Source organism: Lacticaseibacillus hulanensis (genome assembly GCF_004010095.1).
Taxonomy (GTDB): domain Bacteria; phylum Bacillota; class Bacilli; order Lactobacillales; family Lactobacillaceae; genus Lacticaseibacillus; species Lacticaseibacillus hulanensis.
This window is the reverse complement of the sequence record NZ_RRYD01000011.1, coordinates 15,969-31,124: the sequence shown is the minus strand read 5'-3', so window position 1 is coordinate 31,124 and position 15,156 is coordinate 15,969. Positions and strand designations below refer to the sequence as shown.

The 15,156-nt window shown below is 56.8% G+C and carries 15 protein-coding genes; 9 read left to right on the top strand and 6 right to left on the bottom strand.

Annotation, left to right across the window (positions count from 1 at the left end; all coding sequences use genetic code 11):
• Positions 1-91: 91 nt before the first annotated feature.
• The gene (locus tag EKN00_RS03800) at positions 92-769 is read right to left on the bottom strand and encodes a hypothetical protein (protein ID WP_127848828.1); all 678 of its coding nucleotides are present in this window, start codon (positions 767-769) and stop codon (positions 92-94) included.
• A 235-nt stretch (positions 770-1,004) separates the two neighbouring features.
• Here EKN00_RS03800 and EKN00_RS03795 point away from each other — a divergent pair, with 235 nt between their 5' ends.
• Genes EKN00_RS03795 through EKN00_RS03780 form a run of 4 tightly spaced genes read left to right on the top strand, consistent with a single transcriptional unit; the run spans position 1,005 to position 5,318 of the window.
• Entirely contained in the window at positions 1,005-1,700 is a 696-nt protein-coding gene (locus EKN00_RS03795; protein WP_127848827.1) for an ABC transporter ATP-binding protein, read from the top strand.
• Positions 1,693-2,883 (top strand): ABC transporter permease subunit, encoded by a 1,191-nt coding sequence (locus EKN00_RS03790; RefSeq protein WP_127848826.1) that lies wholly within the window; start codon positions 1,693-1,695, stop codon positions 2,881-2,883. The genes EKN00_RS03795 and EKN00_RS03790 overlap by 8 nt, the downstream gene beginning before the upstream one ends.
• An 11-nt stretch (positions 2,884-2,894) precedes the next feature.
• Positions 2,895-4,097: a hypothetical protein gene (locus EKN00_RS03785; protein WP_127848825.1), complete on the top strand. Its 1,203-nt coding sequence runs from the start codon at positions 2,895-2,897 to the stop codon at positions 4,095-4,097.
• Positions 4,098-4,109: 12 nt separating this feature from the next.
• Positions 4,110-5,318 carry a hypothetical protein gene (locus EKN00_RS03780; RefSeq protein ID WP_127848824.1) on the top strand — a complete coding sequence of 403 codons (1,209 nt, stop codon included), beginning with the start codon at positions 4,110-4,112 and terminating at the stop codon, positions 5,316-5,318.
• Between the two features lie 121 nt (positions 5,319-5,439).
• Here the strand turns inward: EKN00_RS03780 and EKN00_RS03775 are convergent, their stop codons facing one another.
• Genes EKN00_RS03775 through thiD form a run of 3 tightly spaced genes read right to left on the bottom strand, consistent with a single transcriptional unit; the run spans position 5,440 to position 7,687 of the window.
• Entirely contained in the window at positions 5,440-5,985 is a 546-nt protein-coding gene (locus tag EKN00_RS03775; protein ID WP_127848823.1) for an ECF transporter S component, read from the bottom strand.
• Positions 5,969-6,865, bottom strand: a complete 897-nt coding sequence (locus tag EKN00_RS03770) for a pyridoxamine kinase (protein WP_127848822.1) — start codon at positions 6,863-6,865, stop codon at positions 5,969-5,971. The genes EKN00_RS03775 and EKN00_RS03770 overlap by 17 nt, the downstream gene beginning before the upstream one ends.
• A 3-nt stretch (positions 6,866-6,868) precedes the next feature.
• Positions 6,869-7,687, bottom strand: coding sequence for a bifunctional hydroxymethylpyrimidine kinase/phosphomethylpyrimidine kinase (gene thiD / locus EKN00_RS03765; RefSeq protein ID WP_127848821.1), 819 nt, complete (start codon positions 7,685-7,687; stop codon positions 6,869-6,871).
• A gap of 115 nt (positions 7,688-7,802) precedes the next feature.
• Between thiD and EKN00_RS03760 the strand changes: the two genes are divergently transcribed.
• Positions 7,803-9,218 carry an aminotransferase-like domain-containing protein gene (locus EKN00_RS03760; protein WP_164848013.1) on the top strand — a complete coding sequence of 472 codons (1,416 nt, stop codon included), beginning with the start codon at positions 7,803-7,805 and terminating at the stop codon, positions 9,216-9,218.
• 90 nt (positions 9,219-9,308) lie between these two features.
• Positions 9,309-9,590 (top strand): bacteriocin immunity protein, encoded by a 282-nt coding sequence (locus tag EKN00_RS03755; protein ID WP_127848819.1) that lies wholly within the window; start codon positions 9,309-9,311, stop codon positions 9,588-9,590.
• 113 nt (positions 9,591-9,703) lie between these two features.
• Here the strand turns inward: EKN00_RS03755 and EKN00_RS03750 are convergent, their stop codons facing one another.
• Positions 9,704-10,330 carry a histidine phosphatase family protein gene (locus EKN00_RS03750; RefSeq protein WP_127848818.1) on the bottom strand — a complete coding sequence of 209 codons (627 nt, stop codon included), beginning with the start codon at positions 10,328-10,330 and terminating at the stop codon, positions 9,704-9,706.
• Between the two features lie 514 nt (positions 10,331-10,844).
• Between EKN00_RS03750 and serC the strand changes: the two genes are divergently transcribed.
• Together serC and EKN00_RS03740 are read left to right on the top strand one after the other, a co-directional pair.
• On the top strand, positions 10,845-11,948 hold the full coding sequence (gene serC, locus EKN00_RS03745) for a 3-phosphoserine/phosphohydroxythreonine transaminase (protein ID WP_127848817.1): 1,104 nt from the start codon (positions 10,845-10,847) through the stop codon (positions 11,946-11,948).
• Positions 11,936-13,105, top strand: a complete 1,170-nt coding sequence (locus EKN00_RS03740; RefSeq protein WP_127848816.1) for a 3-phosphoglycerate dehydrogenase family protein — start codon at positions 11,936-11,938, stop codon at positions 13,103-13,105. Before serC ends, EKN00_RS03740 begins: the two co-directional genes overlap by 13 nt.
• 116 nt (positions 13,106-13,221) lie before the next feature.
• Here EKN00_RS03740 and EKN00_RS03735 read toward each other — a convergent pair whose 3' ends face one another.
• On the bottom strand, positions 13,222-14,109 hold the full coding sequence (locus EKN00_RS03735) for a phosphate ABC transporter substrate-binding protein (protein ID WP_127848815.1): 888 nt from the start codon (positions 14,107-14,109) through the stop codon (positions 13,222-13,224).
• Between the two features lie 202 nt (positions 14,110-14,311).
• Between EKN00_RS03735 and EKN00_RS03730 the strand changes: the two genes are divergently transcribed.
• Positions 14,312-14,779 carry a hypothetical protein gene (locus EKN00_RS03730; RefSeq protein WP_127848814.1) on the top strand — a complete coding sequence of 156 codons (468 nt, stop codon included), beginning with the start codon at positions 14,312-14,314 and terminating at the stop codon, positions 14,777-14,779.
• Positions 14,780-15,156: the final 377 nt, after the last annotated feature.

The window sequence follows — 15,156 nt, the reverse complement described above, 5'->3', positions numbered from 1 at the left end:
CGCCACAGCGACCACGGCGAAGCACACCCGAGGCCCAGCCCGGACCCGGAGGCCAAACCCCACAACGCGGAGCCTCCTCATTGGTTACGCATTATTCCGTGTATAGTCGGTAATACTCAATGGCAATCTTTGGGTCCATCTCCCGGGCCACCTGGGTTGGCTGGCCGGATTCGTCGACGATTAATTCAAACGAGTTGCCGGGTGCGTGGTGGTGCACGCTGAACTGATCACCGCCAATCTTAAACGTGGCGCCGTCCTCAAGGGTACCCTTGTACTTTGCGTGGTTGAAATCATGTGAACCGTCCACAGATTGGTCAACCGTCTTCAGTTTCTCGTTGAATAGGTAAACAGTTGGTATTTCCTGGGAATCAACGATGTACGACGTGGTGTACTTGCGCGATAAGGTGATGGCCTTGGCGCGCTCGATATCTGCGCGCTTCACCTTCACCTTGGCCGTTTCCTTGGCGTTGCCCTTGGTTGCCGTGACCTTCGTTGTTGTTTGGGTCAGGTAGCTGGAGTCAATGTTGAGGGTGAATTTGCCCTTCTTGTCGGCGGTTGTGCTGGTTGTTTTCTTCCCGGTATCAATTGCTACCTTGGCGCCGGCACTCGTTTTACCCTTCAGCACACCGTCGCCGGTCTGCGCAATACTGACGGTGTCTGGCACGTCCAAACTGAGCTTTTGCCCGCAACCCGTAAGTAACACCGAAGCCGCCAGTAAGGACAGGCTACCAAGCACCAAGTGGCGTACACCTGTGGTCCAATTGTTCATTTTTCTGCCTCCGTTTCTAATCATCTTCCTATTTGCTATTTTATCCTATTTTAGTGAATGCGTATACATCAATTCGGAGCGAATTTAAAAATAATTTTCCGGGTTAGTCCCATGATGACGCGGATTGTTCGTGATTTACGTGGTGAACAAATCGTTTTTTTGTGAGCGATTTCATTCGTATATTATTGTGGCTTAAGAAGTGGTATTATTTTATTAAAATGAGGAGGCGGTTAAAATGCTGGAAGTGAAAAATTTGAGTTTTGCGTTCAAGGACAAACCGATTTTAAATGACGTGAGTTTCACCCTCGCTGACGGGCAGATCATCGGGCTGGTGGCCCCCAACGGTACCGGGAAGACGACCTTGCTGCGGCTGCTGTGCGGGCTGCTGCCCAGCCGGGACGCCCAAATTGAATTGAACGGGGTGTCGCTGCAAAAACAGCACACCGCCTTCCTGAAACAGCTATTCTTCTTGGAGAGTTCAAACCATCTGTACGCCGATTTAACGGTGCGTGACCACCTGCTCTACGTGAAGAAGATGTGGCAGTCGGACGTGGACGTCGACTCCACCGTGGCAGAACTCGGCATGCAGAGTTACTACAAGAAAAAGATTAAGAGCCTGTCTTTGGGGATGAAGCAACACGCACTGCTGGCGATGTACATAATTAGCGATGCGCAGACGATGTTTATCGATGAGCCGCTCAACGGCCTGGACCCGACCAGTATTCAGCAGTTCGAGCAGGAGTTCCGCAAGTTACGCGCGGCCGGCAAGACGCTGCTCGTGTCGTCGCACCAGATGGACAGCGTTGGGCGGGTCTGTGACAACGTCTTTTTCCTGAAGGACCAGCAAATCAACGACGTGACCAACACCGGCCAGGACATGATGGCCCTGTACACGCAAATGTTCATGACGGAGGCGGCCGCCAATGTTTGAACAGATTAAGTTTGATTTGAAGAAAAACGTGTGGAGCAGCACGAACGTCGTCATCTTTGCGGCATTTTTAATCCTGCTACTGGGTACTTTTTTCACCGCCATCGGGACCACGGACAATTCACGGGCCAAGTTAACCGAATCGTATGCGAATGCGATCACCAATCTGGGCGCTTCCATTAAGGCATTGAAGAAAATCAAGCACAAAACGCCGGCGCAAAAGGCCAGCCTGGCCCACAAGGAGGCCGAATCACCGTATTTCAGTGACCTCACCATGGCCAATGCTGGGTTAATCAGCCCCGTGCCCAGCGGTTCGGTCAATGACCTGAACAAGGCACTCCTCGCGCTTGCGCAGTTCGGTCTGCGTGAGACCAAGGCCGGCCACGGCGCCGACCTGGAGCTGATTCACTACGACGGGGTGCCGCTAGAGACCACGCTCATTGGGCGCAAGAAGGACGTGCGGTTCTACGGCTACCTCACCAAGCACAAGATTGCCGAGATCCCGGCGAACAAGGCGAACGCACCGGCCGCGGCGTACCTGCCGTTCCAGTTTCTCTACCACGTGTCGCCACTGGTCATCTTGGCGGTGTTCATCGTGCAGCTGGGGCAATTGTTCACCAGTGAAAAGCGCGAGGGCACCATCAGCTTCATGAACAACCTGCCCACGGGTAAACTAAAACTACTCACCGCGCGGATGGCCACGTTCCTCGCGCTGACGCTACCGAACTTTGCCCTCGCTTGTGGCGTCACGTACGTCATCACTGGGGTGAAATTCGGCTGGGGCACCTGGTCGTACCCGCTGGTGTACTCGGCGGACGGGCACACCGCGAGCATCATGACGCTCGGCCACTACTTCACGCTCGTGTGCGGCATGTTGCTGGCGGCGGTGCTGTTTTTAATGATGCTCAGCGCACTGGTCAGCCTGCTGTCCGGCAACCTAGGGGTTAACGTCGTGCTTGGCGGCATCACGCTGCTAATGGCGACTAGCCAAGCGCTGGGGCAGGGGCCGCTGCGCGCGGTGGCCAAGTTTATCCCGAGCGGCTATTTTGACTTCACCAAGGTGATTTTGCACCAGACCAGCTGGCCCATCATGTCCATCGGCGCCGGGATTGCGGTGATGCTCATCTGGGCGCTGGCGCTGTACGGCGTTTGCGCGGTCATCCTGGCCCGCCGCGAGCAGTTGTAGGGGGTGGGCGGATGCAAGCACAAATTATTCTGGAGTGGAAAAAGCAGCCCTGGCTCCTCTACCTGTTTTGGACAGTGATTCTCGGTGTTGTGATTGGCGGGTTTGCGGTCCACCACGAGCTGACGGCATGGCACGGCGTCACCTACATGGGGCAAAAGACGGTGCGGGCAACCGGGACGACCAAGTCCGAGCTTGATTTCGTGGAGTACGAAATGACGCAAACAATCAAGGAAACGGAAAAAAGCGCCGCGCAAACAGCCACTGATCAAGACCGGGGCTACCTGACCGCACAAAAACAGACGTTGGCGGCGATTAAGGCCCGTGATTTTGTGCGCGCCAACCAGATTGTGCAGCAAGTCGGGCAGAAGTACCCGACGCTCGCGCGCATGGCGCCGATAATTCCCGACGATTTTGTTTACCCAGGTAACGCGCAAACCGATTCCCGGAATGCGGCGCAGGATTATTTGGTTAAGCACAAGCTCAACATGCTCATGGAGGTGGATACCCACTCGGCGGTGCTGAATGCATTTGCTTGGACGATTGGCATGGCCGGTTGGGGCAGTGATGGCAAACTGCAGTCGCTGGCCATCATCATCATGGCGGTGACCGTGTTCGCGATGGTGTTTTACCGGGATCGTAAGCGCGGGACGGACAGCTTAATGCAGGTGGCGCCGTTCAGCCGGTTGGGGTGGGTATTAACGACCGGTGCGGTGACGCTGGCAATCCTGAACGCCATCGTGCTGCTGATTAGTGCGGGGACCATTGTTGCGCTCACGCTACTGCCGGGCCACAACTTCGGGTCGCTGCTGTTTCCGGTCGCCTTCACGCTGCTGGACAAAACCGTTGTCCTGCCGCTGTGGCAAGTGTGGCTGGGCTGGTGGCTGCTTGCCAATCTCTGGTTTGTCTTCGCCGGGGCGTGCATGTTTCTATTCAGCCTGGTGAGCCGCAACGAAATTGTCGGGATTAGTCTGCTGCTCCTAGTGGTGTTTGCGCCGCAGCTGCAAATCTTGGCCCTGTTGCCGCCCGCACTAGTGACCTATTTGCCGGCGAACTTTGTCGTCCTGGGCAGTGTGGCGCGCCACGCGGAGGCGTACAGCGCGTTGCCGCTGGTGCAGGTGGTGCTGATTTTTGCGGTCTGGTCGCTGGTGTGCGTTGGCCTCAGCGCGGCGTTACTACGGCTGCGGGACCGCCGGCTGGTGCAACTACTCAATTAAGGGGGTGCAGCGATGCGTGCACATTTAATTTTGGAATGGAAAAAACAGCCGTGGGGTCTGCACCTGTTTTGGCTGATTTTGCTGACGGTGTTGCTCAGCTACCTGGCAGTTGGCTGGACGACCACCGCCAAACACGGGATGGGCTTTTCGCAGACCTCCGACGTCGTGCACATGGCCAAGCCAACTACGGAAGGCGAGCGGCAATTTTGGGTCTGGTATCTGGAGCACGATAGCAAATCCGGGGAGTACAGTAACGTTGAACGGAAAGTTCAGCAACGCGAACTTGCCGCACTCAAACGTCGTGATTACCGGCGAGTCAACCAAATTATGTACGACGCGGACACGAAGGATGTGCACGTGAATAAGCAGTGGACGTACACCGATTACATGCAGACCGTGATTAGCAATGGTGATCCCAACTTTTTTAAAGAAATAACGGCAGTATTGCGCTATGAGCTGGACCACAACATGAACCGGCTGGCCCAGATTGACACGAGTGCGGCGGTCATCAACAACTTTGCCGGGGTTTTCGGCGTCAGTCTAAATTTACCGATGTACAATAACGGGCACCTGCTGAACAGTCAGACGGTCCTGCAGATTATCCTGATTATGGGGCTGGTGACCGCGTGCTTTGCCATGTTTTGCGACCACCGTGCCCGCACGGATAGCTTCATGCAGGTGGTGCCGCTGGGTGCGTTTAGGCGGGCGCTGTTGCGGGCCGCGGTCACCATTGCGGTGATTAACGGCATCCTCATCTTCGTCGCGCTGGCCATGCTGCTCAGTCAGATGTTGATTCCGGGGCATGACTTTGGCACCCTGCAGTCACCGGTGGTCTTTACGCTCCGAGATCACGTCTACGTGCTGCCGCTGTGGCGGGGCATTGTGGCCGAGTGGGGGCTGTTTAACTGCTGGCTGGTAATGTTTACCGGCGCGGGGCTGGTGGTTAGCCTCCTGAGTCGCAGCGAGCTGGTCGGCATCTTCTTGCTGGCAATCTTCACGTTCGCGCAGCCACTACACATACTGGCGCTTGTGCCGGCAAATTTACGGCGATTCTTCCCGGCCCAGCTGACCAATTTTTCGGCAATGGTTCTGCATAAGAATGAGTTCAGCGTTATCCCGCTGTGGCAAATATTTGCGACTATTAGTGCCTGGGCCGCCGCATTCTGGCTGCTCGGCTGGGCGTTGCAGCGCATTAGTGCACGGCGGCGGACGCTGCAGTAATCGCGTCCCGGTGCACTAGGCGCATCCAGCGTCAGAATATCGCGGCAACGTGATTAACCGCAAACTAATAGCGCGACCAGCCAGCAACACTGCTGACGGGCCGCGCTATTAGTTTGCTGGTTTACTCGCTGAAACGGTGAAACATTGGCCGCAACGCGAAGTACAAAATGGGCACGATGATGGCGGTGGCGACGGAGTTAATGATGGTCGCGGGCAGGCTGAGCACTGCGGCGACAACCGCGGGGATGAAGTGGTTGCCCACCAGCATCGCTTCAACGGTACCCACCATGATGGTCGTGCAGATTTTGGTGACCCCGGCGATGATGCCGAGGATAATTATGTTGCGCGGCCGGTCGTCACCGCGGAACATGCGCAGGACGCTCGTCAGCACGATGGCCATTACGGCGACTTCGAGCACCGTCAGCCAGGAGGTCGCCGCGTAGCCGTTGAGCACGTCGAAGCCGCCCAAACCGATGGCCGCCGCAACGAAGCCGTAGCCACCACCCAGGAAGATGATGGCGAGGTCCATCAGCGGGTTGCCGAAGTGGACGAACGGGCGGCCCACCATGGCGGGGATAGGGATTCGCAGCACCGAGATGCCAATGTAAATGATTGCCGCAAACAGTGCGGTGAAAATAATTTTGCGTAGTTTAGAGCTGTGGCCCATCGTTAGTCGCTTCCTTATCTGTGAAAAATTGTTGGAGTGCGGGTAATCCGGCGGCGTACTGCACGCCAAAGCGGGGGTCGGTGCCGGCCATTAACGTCCGCTTAATGGCGCCATCGATGAAGTCCATGGCCGCGGTGCATAGTGGCCGTAGCTGTAGCCCGCGCACCAGGCCCGCCGCGAGCACGCTAGCGAAGATGTCGCCCGTGCCGAAATACGTACCGGGCAGGCGGGGTTGGCGTAGAATAAACGGCTCTGCGTCCGTCGTCGTCAGCCCGGCGGTGCCCAGGTCTCCCTCTGGTAACGGCACACCGGTCAGCACCACGGCCGCGTTGAATTTGCTTGCTAGTGCCGTGGTCATTGCCCGCAGCGTGGCCAGTTGAATCGGCCCCTGCGGCAGGGGTTGGTCCAGCAGCAACGCCGACTCGGTGATGTTGGGCGTGATGATGGTGGCTTGTTGGGCCAGCGCGCGCATGCCGGTGACGTACGCATCATCAAAGCCACGGTAGAGCTTGCCGCCGTCGCCCATCACGGGATCGACGAGGCACACAGAACTGGCCGCAAACTGGGGTAGCCACTTACGCCACACGTTCAGCGCCGCACTGCCGAGGTAGCCCAAATAGACACCGGCCGGATTCAGGCCCAGCGCCTGCCAGTGTGCGAGCGTGGCGGGCATGCTGGCAGACAGGTCGGTGAAGGTGCTACCGGGGAAGGCGGTGTGCGCGGACAAAAGCGCGGTGGGCAGAATGGCCGGCTCCACGTTCAGCGTCGCTACGATGGGCAGCGCCACGCCCATGGAGACTTGGCCCACGCCGGACAAATCTTGACTGATAATCAGGCGCGGGAGTGGCCGCTGCGGCTGGTTAACGATTGTGTGGGCCATGGCTTAATCTGCGGGGTGCACAAGCTCGTTAGCCCAGTGGTTAATGGGCCCGAACTTGTGGCCAACCGCGATTGGGTGCATGATGGCCTCGCTGACGAAGCTGCGGGCAATGCGGATGGAACTTTCCACGTCGTTGCCCTTTGCCAGTTCGGCGGCGATGACCGCACTCACGGTGTCACCGGTTCCGTTGCGGCGGTCGGTGTCGAAGAATGGCGCGGGGAGCCAGAAGCTCTTGCCGCTTTCGAGCAGGACGAAATCGTCAACGGTGTCGAGGTCCGCACTCCGCTGGCCCTTGATCATGATATTCTTGGCGCCGAGTCCCTGCAGTTCCTTGGCGGCGGCGATAATGTCGTCCTTGCTCTTCAGCTTGCGGTTAACCAAGTGTTCCGCCTCGTAAAAGTTCGGCGTCATGACGTCAGCGATGGGGATGAGCCGCTGCTTGAGCGTGTTGAATGCATCGGCTTCCAGCAGCAAGGCACCATGCTTGGTGACAATTACGGGGTCGAGGACGAGCTTGCCGAAGTCGTACTTTTCGAGGTTATCGGCCACGGTATTGATGAGCGCCGCGTCTGCCAGCATGCCGGTCTTGGTTGCGCGAATCTTCAGGTCGTCCGCGAGCACCTCGAACTCCTTGGCGATGAACGGCAGCGGGAGGGTCACACTGTCGTGGATTCCGTACGAGTTGCCGGCCACCGCGGCGGTCAGGGCCACGGTGCCGTACACGCCGCGCATGAAGAAACTGTGCAAATCCGCCTGAATACCAGCGGAACCATCACAGTCGGAACCACCAATTACCATTGCTTGGGGAAATTCATTTGCCATTGCAATCAACCTCGAATCTTTCTTAAATATGTATGTTAAACTCTATTCTAGTGGAGAAAAACACACATTCAGCAGCAATATTGTATGCCAAACAATCTATCGGAGGCCGCACGCCATGTCCATTAACTCTTTTGATACCTACCCGCTCACCTGGCGACCGGATAAAACGAAACTAAAACGGCCCGTTTACGTCGCCTTGGTCCGCGAGATGCACACCGCCATCGAACGGGGTGATTTGCTTCCGGGCACGAAATTGCCGCCGCAGCGGGAGCTCGCCGATTTTCTCGACGTGAATTTGTCGACCGTTACCAAGGCGTACAAGCTGAGCGAAGAGCGCGGTCTGACGTACGGGGTTGTCGGCAAGGGGACGTTCGTGGCGCAAAACGCGACCGAGTCCATCATCATCGCGAAGAACGCCAGCAGCGACGCCATTGATCTCGGCCTTGTGTCCGCGTTTGATTCCTGCAACAAGATGATGGTGCCGGTCATTAAGGAAGTGGCGGCGCAGAATAACATTCCGGAGCTGCTGAACTACGACGCCCCAACCGGGTTGCCGGCACACAAGCGCGCGGGCAAAATGTACCTGGAACGCTTCGGGGTTGATGGCGTTCTTGACGACAACATGGCCATCGTGTCTGGGGGGCAAAATGCCGTGACCGTGACCCTGCTTGGCCTCTTTCGTCCCGGCGACCGGATTGCCGTGGACTTCTTCACGTACGCGAACTTCATCGAGATTGCCAAGATGGCCCGGCTCAAGTTGGTGCCGATTAGGGGCGACGATGAGGGCATGTCCGCCGACGAGTTGGCCAGTGTTGCCCGCACGCAGGGGCTGAAGGGCGTTTACCTGATGCCCGAGGGGAGCAACCCAACTGGTGTGCGGATTTCGGCGCAGCGCCGCGAAGAATTGGCCGCCGTGGTTCGCGGCCACAACCTGATTCTCATCGAGGACGACTATCAGGGGTTCCTCAAGCTGGGGTTGACGCCGCAGTTGCCGAAGCTCGCGACCCTGGCGCCGGAGCACAGCGTGTACATTTGCAGCATGACCAAGCCACTGGCGGTTGGACTCCGGATTGCCTACCTGGTGTTTGCCCCCAAGTTCCGCACGCAGCTGATGGACGCGCTTATGAACATTAACATGAAGACCTCGGCCATCGACAGTGAGTTTGTCGCCCAGGCAATCATCGGTGGCGCGGCCCAAAAGATTACGCAGGCGAAGATTAATTTGGTTGAGCGCAGCAACGCCATTTTTAACGAAATTTTCCCCGAACCCGCAGCCGCTGCCGTGGATAACCGGCAATTGTTCCGGTGGGTGCACATCGTCGATAACGGCGAGACGGGCCGGCAAATTGAGCAGTACGGCCTGAACAACGGGATTCGTTACTACCACTCGGACCGCTTCCTGGTGGGACCGGAGAGCAGTGAGAAGTACATTCGCGTCTCCCTGTCGAGCGTGCGCTCCCTGGCCGAACTGAAGACCGGCTTGACGCGCCTGCGCCAGCTGCTCATTGCCGGCAAACTGTATCCGGGCTGATGCGACAGGCGTGCGGAAAAGTGTTAGGATAAAGGTGGTTAAATAACGGATTTGACTGTTTTGTTCCGCTTGTTTTGGCAGGAGGTTGAAATGATGCAGACACAATTATCAGTTCAAGATGCAGTTCATGATTTGTATAACGAAATGTCCGACCCGGCGAGTCTAGCGATGTTGCTGAAGGCGTACCGGAAGCTTGAAAAGGGCGGTGACCCGGAGATTACGGCGGCCAAAGTGATGCTGTCACTTCAGCACAACGCGTTCGAGCGTGACGTGAAGGTGCCCGATGGCCCGGCGCTTGAATCACTGCGGGAAGCCGGCAAGCACGCGGGGTTAAACACCCCGATTCGCGCCGATCTGGAAGATCTGTTCTAGGAAAAAAGCGGCACACCACTTCAAACCGAACTTGACGGTTTGAAGTGGTGTGCCGCTTTTTGCTTGGCGTCTAATGGAATAGGGTGTGCGGCTATCAGCGTGGTGCTGCCACATCAAAACGCACTGCTACTTGTGCGGTTGTAGTACCAGACAAAATAACGGCCGTCTGACTTCAGCGTGATTTTGGTGACGCTGGCGTTCTCCGGCTCTGGCAGCGTCATCGGATTCTCTGGTTGCAGGGCAACAAGCGCGGCGGCCTTGACCGTGAAGCCGTGGGTGACGCAGATGATTTGGCCGTCGGGGTTTTCCGCGGCGCGGTCAGCCATGAAGTTTGCCACCCGCTTGCGCACCGCCGCGAAGGATTCACCGCCAGTTGCGTAATCGACGTAGCTGGGTAAAACATCCTGGAGTGTTGGGTTAAAGACGTCGGGGAAGGCGGCCAGCAAGTCGGCGTTGCGCTTGCCGTCCCAGGAACCATACGAGATTTCTAGGAGCCGGTCGTCTAAGGTCACCGGCAGTTTGGCGGCCTGGTTTAAGATTGCCGCCGTTTCGCGCGTGCGGTCGAGTGGGCTGCAAAAAAGCGCATCGGCAAAATCAAGGGTAAACGCCGCGTGCAGCTGTGCGACCTGGTTTATTCCGGTGGCGGTCAGGTGGGTTCGCTCGTCGTTGATGGTCCCTTGCTTAATGCCCGCGACGTTGGCGTCGGTTTGGCCGTGGCGGATGAAGTAAAAGGTGGTCATTGGAATCCTCCCAAAATGATATGGATGCATGAACGTGTTCGAATTATGGCGATACTTGGGCAGCATCTTACGTGCAAGTCGCCTGCGTTACCCGTATTTTACCAGCATCCAGTCAGAATGTATGCTAACGGGGAAGCTGGTCGCGGCAAAGCGCCGTGATGTGAATTAAACTAAATTACCATGAGTGTTGACTGCACGCAAATCTAATGCTATTCTAACAAGCAATGAAGCGCCGGGGTTCGCGTGGAACCACCGGCAAAAGCGAGGACGTCATGATGCAAACCAATATGTACCAAAACATTGCTAGCTCATCCTCACGGTCTACCACCGCATTTGTGTAGACCGCATTTTGTGCTTCAACAAATCGGTCTCACAGATGCTAACCGGCAAACTGTGAGACCGCGATAATCCTGTCATTGACGCGCCCGCACAGTTTCGAAGCTGTGCGGGCGTTTTTGTATGGTCAGAAAGTTACGTGGAGAACGCGGGCACTTGCCTGCGCGGGAGGAATAATATGCCAGTTTATAATTTTGCCGCCGGACCAGCCGTCATGCCGGCATCAGTTATTGCCCAGATTGGGACGGAAATGGCGTCGCTGAACGGCTCGGGGATGAGCATCTTGGAGGTATCACACCGTGGCCGCGATTTTGACGCTATCATCAGGGAAGCTGAGGCCAATTTGCGCACGCTGATGCACATCCCCGATGATTACGCGGTCCTGTTCATGCAGGGTGGCGGCACCGGCCAGTTCGCCGCGGCCCCGCTGAACTTGGCGACAACGAATCGGCGCATCGCGGTGCTGGATAGCGGTCAGTGGGCGGTGAAGGCGGCCGAGGAAGCCACCAAATTGGGCGTGGCTGTGGACGTTCTGGCCAGCACCAAGGCCCAGCAATACGCGCAGCTACCGAATCTGGCGGCACCGATGCGGCAAAACCATTACGATTATTTGCACGTCTGCGTGAACAACACGATTGAGGGAACAATGTTCAGGCAGCTGCCGGACGCGGGCGCCACGCCGATTGTGGCGGACATGTCGTCCAACATTCTGGCGCAGGAATACGATGTGCGTGATTTTGGCATGATCTTTGCGGGCGCGCAGAAGAATCTTGGTCCCGCCGGTGTCACCGTCGTGATTGTGCGCAAGAATCTGGTCAAGCAGGTGCCGGGGCTACCAAGCATGCTCGATTACCAGCTATTCATGACCAAGCGCTCGCTCAGTAACACGCCCCCGGTGTTCGCTATTTACGCCGTGAACCTAGTGCTCAGGTGGGTAATCACACAGGGCGGTGTGGCCGCAATGCAGCGGCGCAATGAGGTGAAGGCCGGCAAACTGTATGCGTTCCTGGACGAATCACACCTATTTCACAGCCTGGTGCACCGCGGCGACCGCTCGCTGACCAACGTGACGTTCACTACGGGGGATGCGGACCTTGACGCAAAAGCCGTGCGCGCAGCAAGTGCCGAGGGCCTCATGAACCTGGCCGGTCACCGCATTGTCGGCGGATTGCGCGCCAGCCTATACAACGCGATGCCACTTGCCGGGGTGACCGCACTGATTGACTTCCTGAACGATTTTGAACAGCACAACCAATTGGAGGAAAACAAATGTATCAAGTAAAAACCTATAACGCCATCGCCCAGGCTGGACTTGACCGGTTTGGTAGGCAATACGCCCTGAACCAAACGGACAACCCGGACGCGTACCTGATTCGTTCCGTGAACCTGCGCGCGCAAGTCTTGCCGCCAAACCTCAAGGCCATCGTGCGCTGCGGCGCCGGGTACAACAACATTCCGCTGCACGCGGCCACGGCGAACGGGACGGCGGTGTTCACCACGCCCGGTAGCAACGCCAACGCCGTCAAGGAACTGGTGGTGGCGATGCTCATCATTGCCTCCCGCAAGCTATTTTCCGCGGCCAAGTACGCCATGAAGACCGTTGGCGCCGATATTTCCACCCGTACTGAAGCGGAGAAAACGCAATTTAACGGCACCGAACTTCTCGGCAAAACGCTAGCGGTCATCGGGGTGGGCCACGTCGGCGCGCTTGTTGCCAGTGCCGCCAGCGACCTCGGCATGCGCGTTGTTGGGTATGATCCGTACCTGTCTGCCGATGACGCGTGGCACATCCCGAGCAGCACGGTGCGGGCGGCCACACTGAGCGAGGCCATCGCGCAGGCTGATTACGTGACCGTCCATGTGCCGAAAAACGCCGAGACCACGGGCTTGATTGGTGCAGAAGAGATTGCGCAGATGAAGCCGGGCGTAGTGCTCCTCAATTTTGCCCGTGGCGGCATCGTTGACAACCATGCGGTGGCTCAGGCGCTTACGGCGGGCAAGGTGCAGCGTTACATGACGGATTTTGGCGATGACGAAATTGTCGGCCGCGATGATGTGCTGGTCACGCCGCACCTTGGTGGCTCCACGCTCCAGGCCGAGGCCAACGGGGCGGTGCAGGGGGCGGACACCATCATGAATTTCCTCGAAACCGGCAACGTGCAGTTCAGTGTGAACTTGCCAACCCTGCAGGTGCCCTTTGTGACCCGCTACCGCATCACCGTGATGCACGAGAATATTCCGAACATGGTCGGCCAAATCGCAACGAGTTTGGCCGCGGCCGGAATTAACATCGAGGGCATGAGCAACGCGGCCAAGAAAAACGAGGCGTACACCATCATCGATACCAACGAGTTGCGTGCGGCGGGGATCGACGACATCAAGGCGCAACTTGCGGCGATTCCCGCCGTGCAGCGGGTACGGGTTTTGACGCGCGGGTAAATTGGCGCCATGGCTTTTGCTCGCACCAAAAAGGCCACAATCAAAGGGGCGGACCCTGCTGATCGTGGCCGTGTTTGGCATTGACGGGCGCGACGTAACGCAGACGAGCTAACCCGCTATTTGTCCTCGATGCTCCCGTCTACAGTGCGCGCCACCTGCATCTTGGTCACGGGAATGTAGCCCATCTTCTTAATGAGCGTCTGTTGGAGTGACTTGGATTGTAAGTACTGGATGAACTTAACCGTGCCCGCCTTGGGTGAACCCTTGGTGTACATGTGCTCGTACGCCCAAACCGGCCACGTGTTAGTCGTGACGTTCTTGGCCGTGGGTTTGACGCCATCTAGGCTGAGGGCCTGCACACCGCGTTTGAGATAGGAAAAGGCGATATAGGAAATCGCGCCGGGTGTGGTTTGTACCATCTTGAACACGGTACCGTTGCTGTCCTGTTCCTGGGCGGTCTTGACCTTCGTGGTTTTGAGCGCAAATGATTCGAAGGTGCGTCTTGTCCCGGAACCCTGGGTGCGGTTGATTAGCACAATTGGTTGGTTCTTGCCGCCAACTTGCTTCCAGTTCGTGATTTTGCCGGTAAAAATCTTTACGAGCTGCGCGTGGGTCAAGTTCGTCACGCCCGCATCCGGGTTAGCAATCGGCGCAATTCCGACCACGGCGACCTGGTGATCGACCAGCTTCTTGGCGCTGATGCCGCCTTGCTCCTCGGCAAAAATATCGGAATTACCAATGGTGACCGCGCCGTCAGCCACCTGCGTGAGGCCGGCGCCCGAACCGCCACCCTGAACGGTGATGTTAGCCGCGGGGTTGTCCTCCTGGTACTGCTTGGCGGCCTGTTCAACCAGTGGCTGCAAGGCCGTTGACCCAACTGCAACGATTTTTGCGCTGCTTGCCGCCTGCGTCTTCTTTGCTCCACTGCTGGATGCATTGCCGCAACCGATCAGCGTAAGCACCGTTAGTAGCAACACGCCGGTGCCGAATAAACTTTTCTTCATGATGGTATCCTCCTGAATAATTGCCCAAAAATGGTTGGGGAGCACTGCTGCCTTGCCAACAACTTCATGTTAGGGCCTGCATGTTGCGGGGGTGTTTAGGCTGTGTAAAGTTTTGCACCCGTTATGTAAAGACACGTATGGTGCAACGGCGCGGCTAAGTTTATAATTAGTGCAAGCGTTTTACTATTTTGGAGGTGCACAAATGGGTTTCTTAATTCCTGATCAAGAGCAGATGGCCACGTTAACGGGGCGAATCGGGGTCACGCCCGACAATAACTTCATGCTGGTGCAGCGCATCACTCACCCCAAGGCCAGCAAGGTGGCGGCGGTAATTGATACGTTCGATGCGACTAACGGGCTGACGGGCATGACGGAAAAGGCGTGTGCGCTAATAGTCACGCAAAGCGCCATTTACTGCGCGCGCCTGCCGTGGACATTTAATGCCGACCGCATTGCGGCGAAGACCGAACGGATTGACCACGACGACGTTTCGAACCTGAACGTCTACCAAAAGGGCGATCAGGTGCACATCGAGTTTGATTATTCCGGTGGCCACTTTCACTCGCACCAGATGAGGAAATATTGGGCGCGGGGACAATACAACACCGACAGCCTGAAGCACCTGCTTGCGGAAGGGTTTTACGGATTGATGGCGCCAAGTGCCCTGTAAAGGCTGCGATTGCAAAAAAAGTGGTTTATCCCGGAAACTTTTTCAGAATTTATATGACGGGGGCCAGTGATTAAAATGAGAAAACTGGCAAAATCACCCTCAGAAACCGCCACGATGATATTTGAGTGTGCTCATTATTCTTTGAGAAATTGTGTTATTCATTCTCAAACTGATGTATGTATATTGTGAACACTTATTGAACGATAAATTCGACACCGTTCGGCTTGAAATGGACGCAAACACCGCCACGTCAGCATTAGTCAACGTGACGTGTTTGCGACAGCACTTTACGTTACCTGTGGCGGAATGGATATGTCGCGATATCACGAACAATATTATTTATGAGAAGCGCTCGCGCCAATTCTGGGAAGGGTGCT